We start from the raw sequence: 8,994 nt of genomic DNA on the forward strand, positions 1-8,994 counted from the left end.
AAACGATACAATGAAACACACACTAAAAATATTTTTTGTCTCAGTTTTAACCGCCGCTGCTGTTATTTCTTGTAAAACTGATAAAAACGGTCAGGAAGAAATTGCAGAAACCCTAACTGCAGGCAGGACTACAATAATGGTGGATAATACCATTCAGCCTGCTGTAGAAGATGTTCTTGATGTCTTTCATAGTGTTTACGACAGGGCGCATGTAACCCAGGTGAATGCGACAGAAACCGATTTGGTTAACGCTTTGCTTAGCGATTCGGTATCTGTAGTTGTAATGCCAAGATTACTTACAGAAAAGGAAAGCACTTATTTCAAACAGCGTTCCATTGAGCCCCATATTACACCGTTTGCAACTGATGCAATTGCATTCATTACGAATAAAACTTCGAAAGATACTGTTGTAGATCTTGCAGAAGTGCTTAAAGTTCTGAAAGGGCAATCATCTGACAGGGTTAAAAAGCTGATTTTCGATAATCCTAATTCGAGTACTGTGCAGCAGCTTCTGAAACTTGCAGGTGTAAAACAGGTTCCTTCACAAAATGTTTATTCGTTAAAAACAAATGACGAAGTTATACGTTATGTACATGACACACCAGGTACCATTGGTATTGTTGGGGTAAACTGGTTGTCAGAACCCACACAAAAGATGGCTAAATTTGTGTCAGGAGTTACCGTTTTGGCAGTTGATAATGTTAAAATTGACAAAGGTGTCAAAAAGTACTATAAACCCACTCAAAGCAATCTGGCAACGGGTTCATACCCTTTAACAAGAAAGCTGTATGTGTTAAATTACAGTAATCGTGATGGCTTGGGCATGGGTTTTGCAACTTACATAGGTGCATTTGAAGGACAACGCATTATTTTAAAATCAGGGCTATTGCCTGTTGAATTGCCTTCACGAGAAGTAAATGTAGCAAGTGAGTAATTAGCTCAAGCGAATTTGAAAAAGTAGAATAATAAAATAATACAAATGAAAGAGTTGAAATTTATCGGTTTATCATTGTTGTTTTTTGGGGTTGCATCTGCACAGGATGTTAATCAGGCGAAGAAAGCTATTGATGCCGAGCAATACCAAAAAGCAAAAACAATATTAAAATCGCTTATCTCATCATCACCGGATGAAGGAAAGAACTATTTTCTTTTAGGGGATGTTTACCTGAAACAGACGGAGCAGGATTCTGCTGCAATCTATTTCAATAAAGGAAAAGCGGTAAAAAACAATCCGGAGTACAATACTATTGGTTTGGGTCATATTGATCTTAACAGTGGTAATGCTGCAGCTGCCCAGGCAAAATTTGATGCTGTTGAAAAAGAGCTTGGAAAAAGAGATGCTGAACAATTGATCTATATTGGGCGTGCTTATATTTCTTCAGAAAAGCCGGATTTCAAAAAGGCGATTGCTGTATTGAATAAAGCTATAGCAAAAGACGCTAAATCTGCTCAGGCTTTTCTAAGTCTTGGTGATGCTTATTATGGTGAAAGAAACCAAAATGAAGCATATTCTGCATATCGTAGTGCTTTGACGTATGATGCAAGCTTGTTAAGAGCGAAGCTTCAGATGGCAGTAATTACTAAAAACACCAGGGTTGCATTCGCTGAAGCTATTAAAGCGTTCGATGCTATCGTTGCTGCTGATGCAAATTACGGCCCTGTTTACAGGGAGCTTGCTGAAACCTATTATATATGGGGTGTTACAGAGCCGACTAAAAAGAATGAGTACAATGCTAAAGCGCTTTCATACTACGAAAAGTATATGACGCTTACAGATTATTCACTTAACTCCCGTATGAGGCATGCTGATTTCCTTTTGTTAACAGGCGATTATAAAGCGCTTGAAGCAGAGGCTCAGAAAATGCAGCAGATGGATAAAGTTAACCCAAGAATATTGCGTTACCTGGCTTACTCTCTTTATGAGAATGGTAAGTTTACGGAAAGTTCTGCAGCTATGAAAGAATGGATCGCTAAGGCAGATCCGAAACGTATCATTGCGCGTGATTACCTTTATTTAGGTCTTGCTAACCTTGCTGCAAGTGTTGGTGATGACGGAAAAGGGAATTCAATAATTACAAATCAGGCTGCTTTTGATGAGGCTATCGTTAACATCAAAAAAGCGGCAGAAACAGATATCAATATCACAAACGAATTTGGTACAGTTGGTCAGAAGCTTTTCAAACAAAAACTTTATGGTCCGGCGGCTGTTGTATATGGAGTGGCAATAACCAATCCTGAGAACAGAAACCTGATGGCTGATAATTTCTTCTATGCTTATTCACTTTATTTTGATCACGTGAATAAATCTGCGGAAGCTCAGAAAGGTAATATCGAAAACCTTCAGAAAGCTGATGTAGCTTTGGCTAAAGTAATTGAGCTTAATCCTAAATCTCAGGATGCTTACCTTTACAGGGCTAAAGTGAACAGGTATATTCAATCTGACGAGGCTTTAAAGACTATGGCAGAATCGTATGATAAATACATAGAAATCGTTAATGCTGCAGGACAGGCTGAAATTACTAAACAGCAAAAGAATCTTTTGGATGCTTACTCTAATGCAGGCGCTTACTATGCTGTAAAAGATAAAGTAAAAGCTACAGATTACTTCAACAAAGCACTTGCTTTGAACCCTAATGATGAATATGTAAAAGGACAGTTAAAGTCTTTAAAATAATATAGCTTCATAATTATAAGAAACCGATGGCTATGCTGTCGGTTTTTTATTTGCTTAAAATAAGGGGATTAATGCTTATCTTTGCACCCTGTTTGAAATATCATGCTGAAGAAGGAAATACAAATACAAGTTGAAAAAGGCGAAATGCTGCCCTTAATGGAAGAGTTTTACACCATTCAGGGAGAAGGCTATCATACGGGTACAGCCGCTTACTTCATCCGTGTTGGCGGATGTGATGTGGGATGTCATTGGTGTGATGTCAAGGAAAGCTGGAATGCTGAATTGCACCCGCCAACGGAAACCGATGCCATAGTAGCCAATGCGGCTAAATACTGCAAAACAATCGTGGTTACAGGTGGCGAGCCACTGACATGGGATATGGGGCCACTTACTGCCAAGCTTAAAGCACAGGGTTTAAATGTCCATATTGAAACGTCGGGGGCTTATGCTTTATCAGGTACATGGGACTGGATTACGCTTTCACCCAAAAAGACAAAACTGCCTACCCAAACCGTGTATGACCATGCACACGAGCTGAAAGTAATCATTCATAATAAGCACGATTTTATCTTTGCCGAAGAGCAGGCGGCTAAAGTAAATGGCAATGCCATATTATTTCTTCAGCCGGAATGGAGTAAAAAAGAAGAAATGACTCCACTTATTGTTGACTATGTAATGAATAATCCTCAATGGAGGGTTTCACTGCAGACACATAAATATCTTAACATACCATAATCTATAAAGATGAAAAACACACTTTTTATTATCCTTTTTGTACTGGCTGCCCAGTTAGGTTCAGCTCAGGTTAATGACGCTTTTAAAGCTGATGTAAAAAAGCTTCTTGAGATTTCGGGTTCTAATGACCAGATGAATTCTGTGAAAAAAGAAATCCTTACGATAATACCTGCAGAAAAACAGGCTGATTTCCAGAAAGATTTTGATGCTGCACTGGTGCCTCTTGTAAAAGCACAGCAGGATTTTTACACAACAGAGTTTACTCATGATGATATTAAGCAGATGGTTAAATTTTATGAGTCGCCTGCCGGAAAAAAATATGTACAAAAAGTGCAGCTGCTTGAAGCGGCAATAGGAAAATTATCTGAAGATTTTGGCAACCAGATAGAATCGCTGGTAAACAAATACAGAGGTTAATAGCTGTTTATAAAATACAAAACCCGGGATATCCCGGGTTTTGTATTTTATAAATGTGTAAGTCGCGCCAAATAATCATAATGCTCACCTTCGGTAATTAGCTCACAATTGAGGCCATTGGTGTGGGTGGCATTTTGCAGTGTGTTGTAATCTATATACAGCCATGGAAATGGTTCTTCCTTTTCATCTTTATATGATACTGTAAAGGTAACTTCTCCATAATAGCCAAGCGAAGGTATCCATTTCCCACCATCTTCATCGTCATCAAACATGTAGATGATGTCTGATGAGTCGATTAGTATCTGTCCGTTTTCGTTAAGCAGCGATTTTAACTTCTGAAGGTAGGACGAAATTTTAGATAATGTCTGAAATATTCCTGTTCCGTTCATCAACAGAAGGATGGTGTCAAATTTTTCACCTTCCAGTTCCATGACATCGATTGCTCTTGCATCTTTTATCCCACGCAATTTGCACGCTTCAATGGCGTTGGGAGATATATCGATGGCTGTGACTTCAAGATTTTGTTCGTTTTGCAGGTAAAGTGAGTGACTTCCTGCTCCGCAGCCTACATCCAGGACTTTACCTTTGGCCGCTTGCAATGCTTTTTTTTCAGGTTTTGGCATCTCTTTGTATGACCTGAAAAGATAGGCTACGCTCATTTCGTCTTCTTCGGATATAGAGGTTTCGGTAATTAAATCTTCGGGTGCGTTACCGGTTTGATAGTCTAATATTGCTTTTCCGAAAAGGTCTTTCATTTTTTTATACTTTTGCGAGATGATTGATAAATGCCACGTGTGATGGAAAACTTTTTAAAGCAGCTTCCTAAGCTTGCCAAAGATAAGCATAACGAAAACAAAAAGTTTTTTGATAAGCTTAAAAAGAAGGCGCCTAAAAATTTAGACTACATTATGCAGGAACTGCACGATAAGGAGTTTAAAAAAACGGACTGCCTTACCTGCGCTAATTGCTGCAAGACTACAGGGCCACTGTTTACTATAGCCGACATTGAGAGAATTTCCAAACACTTTCGGCAAAAGCCACAGCAGTTTATTGACCAGTACCTGCGTATAGATGAGGATAAGGATTATGTGCTGCAAAGTGTTCCGTGTACCTTTCTTGATAATGAGAATTACTGTATGATCTATGATGTGCGCCCTAAGGCGTGCCGCGAATTTCCACACACTGACAGAAAGAAATTTCAGCAGATTTCAAATCTCACCCTGCAAAATGTTGCCATTTGTCCCGCAGCCTATAATATTGTAGAGGAAATGAAAAAGAAAATTGTTTAGATTTGCTTCAAATCCAGATGATATGTCAAAGTTTACTTCGCTAAAACCAATGTTGCATACCCGGCAGCTTAGTGAAACCATTACATTTTATACTACCATTTTAGGCTTTGAATGTGCAGCATTTGAAGAAAGCTGGGGCTGGGCATCTTTACAGAAAGATGATCTGGAGATAATGCTTGCTTACCCTAACCCACACATGCCATTCGATAGTCCTGCTTTTACAGGCTCGTTTTACATAACAACAGATGATGTAGATAAATTATGGGATGCCTGGAAAGATAAATGCAGGGTATGCTATGAGATTGAAAGCTTTGATTATGGCATGCGTGAGTTTGCTATTTATGACAACAATGGGTATTTACTTCAGTTTGGACAACAATTAGATTAATCAATATGAAAATTTTTCGCAGGCTAATGTTTCTGGCTGCTATTTCATTTGTAATAGCATTAGGCCTTTTCTTCATCAACAGTAATATAATTGTAAAATCCAGTTTTGCCGATAAGTTAGGTGAAATTGTTTTTATGACGATTCCTGTTTTTATCATTGTTTCGCTGGTGTATTTTGCAAACAGGGCATTAGTAAGATCTGTAAAAGGGCTTAAAAATAAAAAACCTTCCCAAGGGGAAGGTTCAAATCGTTAAGCAGCTGCTTCTTCGTGGTGTTTCAATTCAGCCACAAAATCTGTTATGCTGTGCAGTTTTTCGTCGATGTATTCTAATAATCCTTCTATACGATCTTTCAGGTCAGTAAAAAAGTCGATTATATGTTCTACATAACCTTTCATTTTTTCAATGAAGTTTACAATGTACTGTATGATACTGTCTATTTTTTCCGGAATATTCATAGCTTTTGGTTTTTAGATTATTTGTTACCTGAAAATTACAAAACAAGAATGTCAATCTGAAACACTTTGTAAAAAGATTAAGATTTATCGGGTGCTATTCAGCATATATAAGGTACTTTTTTCTTGTTGCTTTAAATTTAGCTAATCCCGGTCTCCAGCTATTTCGTATCTCATCTTCGGTCTTTCCGCTGACGATTTGTTGCTGCAATGTTTTTGTTCCGGCAAGCTTTGAGAAGAACGGGATAAAAAATTTAGATTTATCTGCCGTCTCTTCATAAGTTTTTAGCAACCATTTCAATTCGAGTTGTTTTACTTTTGGAGCTTTGCTTAAATCTTCGCCATAGCAAACAATCCCTTTAAGCGGCGGTTCTTTAGCACCTTCATTAGGCATAGGTGTAAAGCTAAATCCTGTTTTGGGTAAATCAGGCGATCCGTATATCTGAAATTGTTTGTCAGTTCCACGCCCCAGGCTCACATTGGTTCCTTCGAAAAAGCATAAGCTTGCATAAAGATTAATGGCTTGGTCATTTGGCAGGTTGGGAGAAGGCTTAACCGGTAGATGATAGAACTGGTCTCTGTTGTAGTTAGCACAGGCTATAACAGTAAGCTTGCATTGTATTCCGCCTTTCAGCCATTTTTCACCATTAATCATTTTTGCATATTCGCCTATGGTCATACCATGTAGTACAGGGATTGGATGCATCCCAACAAAACTTGTATTTTCTTTTTCTAAGGTAGGTCCATCAATAATGCCTCCATTAGGGTTAGGTCTGTCTAACACTATCAGAGGGATGTTTTGTTCGGCGCATGCCTCCATTATATAATGAAGCGATGATATATAAGTATAAAATCGCGCGCCCACATCCTGAAGGTCGAAAATCAAAACGTCGATTCCTTTCAATTGATCGGCTTTTGGTTTTTTATTATCGCCATACAGCGAAATAATGGGTAGTCCCGTTTTTGTATCCTTGCCGTCTTTTATAAGTTCTCCTGCATCAGCAGTGCCACGAAAGCCGTGTTCGGGGGCATATATTTTTTTGATATTGATTTTTTTCACCAACAGAAAATCCACGATCGAAATTTTGGTTCTGTTTTCGAGTGTTATTATCCCTGTTTGGTTGGTAACGATCCCTACCTGCTTATCTTTAAGGAGCGGAAGGTAGTTGCTGTAATTTTCGGCACCTGTTACAATAGTTGAGATTATTTCACTTTTTTCTTTTTGTACTGAATCAGAAGCTATTGTTTCGTGGGTTTTGTTTCCGGCGTATGCATTTGAGGAGGGAACTGAATTTCCACAAGCGGTCATCAATATAAATGAGAATAAAAATGTATTTTTGAACAACGAATAAGATACCATAAGTCAGTTGAATTTAGAATATTTCATAGCCCGAAGGCTGGTTACTGCAAAGAACCATAAAAGTAGTATATCTGCACCAATAATAAAAATAGCCATTATAGCCATAGCAGTCGGGATTATCATGATGATAATTGCGGTTGCCACAGGTGTTGGACTTCAGGATAAGATACGCGAAAAAGTATCTGCCTTCAATGGTCATGTAATCATATCTAACTTTGACGATAATGAGTCGGAAGTTAGCGTTGAGCCATTGTCCATTCGCCAAAATTTTTATCCAAAGTTTAAAACAGTACAGGGAATAGAGCATGTTCAGGCCGTAGCCTCAAAGGCTGGTATAATTCGTACAGCTGATGCATTTGAAGGAATTGTATTTAAAGGTGTGGGTAAAGAATATAAATGGGATGTTATTGAAGAATATATTGTTGAGGGCAGAAAGCCAGACCTTAAGCAGAATTTAAATAACGAAGTGTTGCTTTCGCAATACCTGGCCAACAGGCTTAATCTGAAAGTAGGGGATACTTTTAATACTTTCTTTATGAAGGAGGGCGGTAACGGAATGCCAAATTTAAGGGTGTTTAAGCTGGTTGGGATTTATAATTCCGGTTTTCAGGAATTCGATGCGACCTATTTGATAGGGGATATTCGTCATGTACAGCGTATTAATAAATGGAAAGAGGGGCAGGTAGGTGCTTTTGAGGTTTTTATTGATGACTTTACGCAGATTAAAGAAAAAGGTGAGGAGATTTACGACGAAATACCTTCGACACTAAACAGCCAGACGATAGAGGAGAAGTATTTTAATATTTTCGAGTGGCTAAAATTATTCGACACCAACATTCTTGTTATTATTATTATCATGGTCATAGTGTCTACCATCAATATGGTTGTAGCATTGTTGGTTCTTATCCTGGAAAGGACACAGATGGTGGGGATGCTTAAGGCGTTAGGCGCCCCTAACTGGAGCGTGAGGAAAATATTTTTGTACAATGCGGCGTACTTAATAATAAAAGGGCTCTTTTGGGGTAATGTAATAAGTATAGGGCTGCTTCTAATCCAAAAGTATTTTGGTGTAATAAAGCTTCCTCCCGAAAATTATTATGTAACAGTTGCTCCGGTAACAATAGATTTACCAGCCATTCTCCTTATTAATATAGGTACAATTGTAATTTGTGTGGCACTTCTGCTAATTCCCTCTTATATTATTACAAAGATATCTCCTGTGAAAGCGTTGCGTTTTGATTAAGGCGAACACTATATGATATAACATCCCGGCTTAGTCCGGGATTTTTTTATTACTCCTTATATAGTATGTGTGTTGTTTTTCACTCCTTATATATGGTATACCTATATATAAGGAGAAGTTGCTTAATCAGCAATCACGGTATAAATGTTAAAGAAACTGGCTTAACGCTTTTAATTTTTCAATCAGAAGCCTGTGTGGAAGTTGATTTTTAAAGATTTTGCAGGTTTTGGGTAGTGCAGAACGAAAAACCCTGCAAAAACTTTAGTTCCCAAATATCAATATAACAGTCAGTTAAGTTTTAAAGTTAAAATAAAGTAAAAAAAAGGTTGTTTAAAGTTTGTGAAAGCGGAAAAAGGCTCTACTTTTGCACTCGCAATAACGAAGAAGTTCACTGACATCCTGATACCGGCTAACCCTTATGAATAAAGGGATTC

The 8,994-nt window shown here is 38.1% G+C and carries 11 protein-coding genes; 8 read left to right on the forward strand and 3 right to left on the reverse strand.

Annotated features, from left to right (window positions below):
* Window positions 1-10: 10 nt before the first annotated feature.
* The 4 genes from ACX0HA_RS08625 to ACX0HA_RS08640 all read left to right on the forward strand — a co-directional run bounded on the left by ACX0HA_RS08625 (window position 11) and on the right by ACX0HA_RS08640 (window position 3,826).
* Complete coding sequence (locus ACX0HA_RS08625) at window positions 11-934, forward strand: PstS family phosphate ABC transporter substrate-binding protein (RefSeq protein ID WP_458844862.1); 924 nt, start codon at window positions 11-13, stop codon at window positions 932-934.
* A gap of 45 nt (window positions 935-979) precedes the next feature.
* Entirely contained in the window at window positions 980-2,674 is a 1,695-nt protein-coding gene (locus tag ACX0HA_RS08630) for a tetratricopeptide repeat protein (protein ID WP_458844863.1), read from the forward strand.
* 102 nt (window positions 2,675-2,776) lie between these two features.
* Window positions 2,777-3,409 (forward strand): 7-carboxy-7-deazaguanine synthase QueE, encoded by a 633-nt coding sequence (locus ACX0HA_RS08635; protein WP_458844864.1) that lies wholly within the window; start codon window positions 2,777-2,779, stop codon window positions 3,407-3,409.
* A 9-nt stretch (window positions 3,410-3,418) separates the two neighbouring features.
* The gene (locus ACX0HA_RS08640) at window positions 3,419-3,826 is read left to right on the forward strand and encodes a DUF2059 domain-containing protein (RefSeq protein ID WP_458844865.1); all 408 of its coding nucleotides are present in this window, start codon (window positions 3,419-3,421) and stop codon (window positions 3,824-3,826) included.
* Between the two features lie 47 nt (window positions 3,827-3,873).
* Here ACX0HA_RS08640 and ACX0HA_RS08645 read toward each other — a convergent pair whose 3' ends face one another.
* Entirely contained in the window at window positions 3,874-4,581 is a 708-nt protein-coding gene (locus tag ACX0HA_RS08645; protein WP_458844866.1) for a class I SAM-dependent methyltransferase, read from the reverse strand.
* 42 nt (window positions 4,582-4,623) lie between these two features.
* On the opposite strand from ACX0HA_RS08645, the gene ACX0HA_RS08650 reads away from it, so the two are divergent.
* The 3 genes from ACX0HA_RS08650 to ACX0HA_RS08660 are packed head-to-tail and all read left to right on the forward strand — an operon-like array spanning window position 4,624 to window position 5,757.
* Window positions 4,624-5,115 (forward strand): YkgJ family cysteine cluster protein, encoded by a 492-nt coding sequence (locus ACX0HA_RS08650; RefSeq protein WP_458844867.1) that lies wholly within the window; start codon window positions 4,624-4,626, stop codon window positions 5,113-5,115.
* A gap of 22 nt (window positions 5,116-5,137) precedes the next feature.
* A complete protein-coding gene (locus tag ACX0HA_RS08655) occupies window positions 5,138-5,503 on the forward strand; it encodes a VOC family protein (RefSeq protein WP_458844868.1) in 366 nt (121 codons plus the stop codon).
* Window positions 5,504-5,508: 5 nt separating this feature from the next.
* The gene (locus ACX0HA_RS08660) at window positions 5,509-5,757 is read left to right on the forward strand and encodes a hypothetical protein (protein WP_458844869.1); all 249 of its coding nucleotides are present in this window, start codon (window positions 5,509-5,511) and stop codon (window positions 5,755-5,757) included.
* On the opposite strand, the gene ACX0HA_RS08665 is transcribed toward ACX0HA_RS08660, so the two are convergent.
* Complete coding sequence (locus ACX0HA_RS08665) at window positions 5,754-5,960, reverse strand: hypothetical protein (RefSeq protein ID WP_458844870.1); 207 nt, start codon at window positions 5,958-5,960, stop codon at window positions 5,754-5,756. The two genes, ACX0HA_RS08660 and ACX0HA_RS08665, sit on opposite strands and share 4 nt — an antisense overlap.
* Window positions 5,961-6,054: 94 nt before the next feature.
* Window positions 6,055-7,317, reverse strand: coding sequence for an exo-beta-N-acetylmuramidase NamZ family protein (locus tag ACX0HA_RS08670; protein WP_458844871.1), 1,263 nt, complete (start codon window positions 7,315-7,317; stop codon window positions 6,055-6,057).
* A gap of 7 nt (window positions 7,318-7,324) precedes the next feature.
* Between ACX0HA_RS08670 and ACX0HA_RS08675 the strand changes: the two genes are divergently transcribed.
* Window positions 7,325-8,560 carry an ABC transporter permease gene (locus ACX0HA_RS08675; protein ID WP_458844872.1) on the forward strand — a complete coding sequence of 412 codons (1,236 nt, stop codon included), beginning with the start codon at window positions 7,325-7,327 and terminating at the stop codon, window positions 8,558-8,560.
* The last annotated feature ends 434 nt before the right edge of the window (window positions 8,561-8,994 follow it).

It is taken from the genome of Flavobacterium hauense, assembly GCF_054457175.1.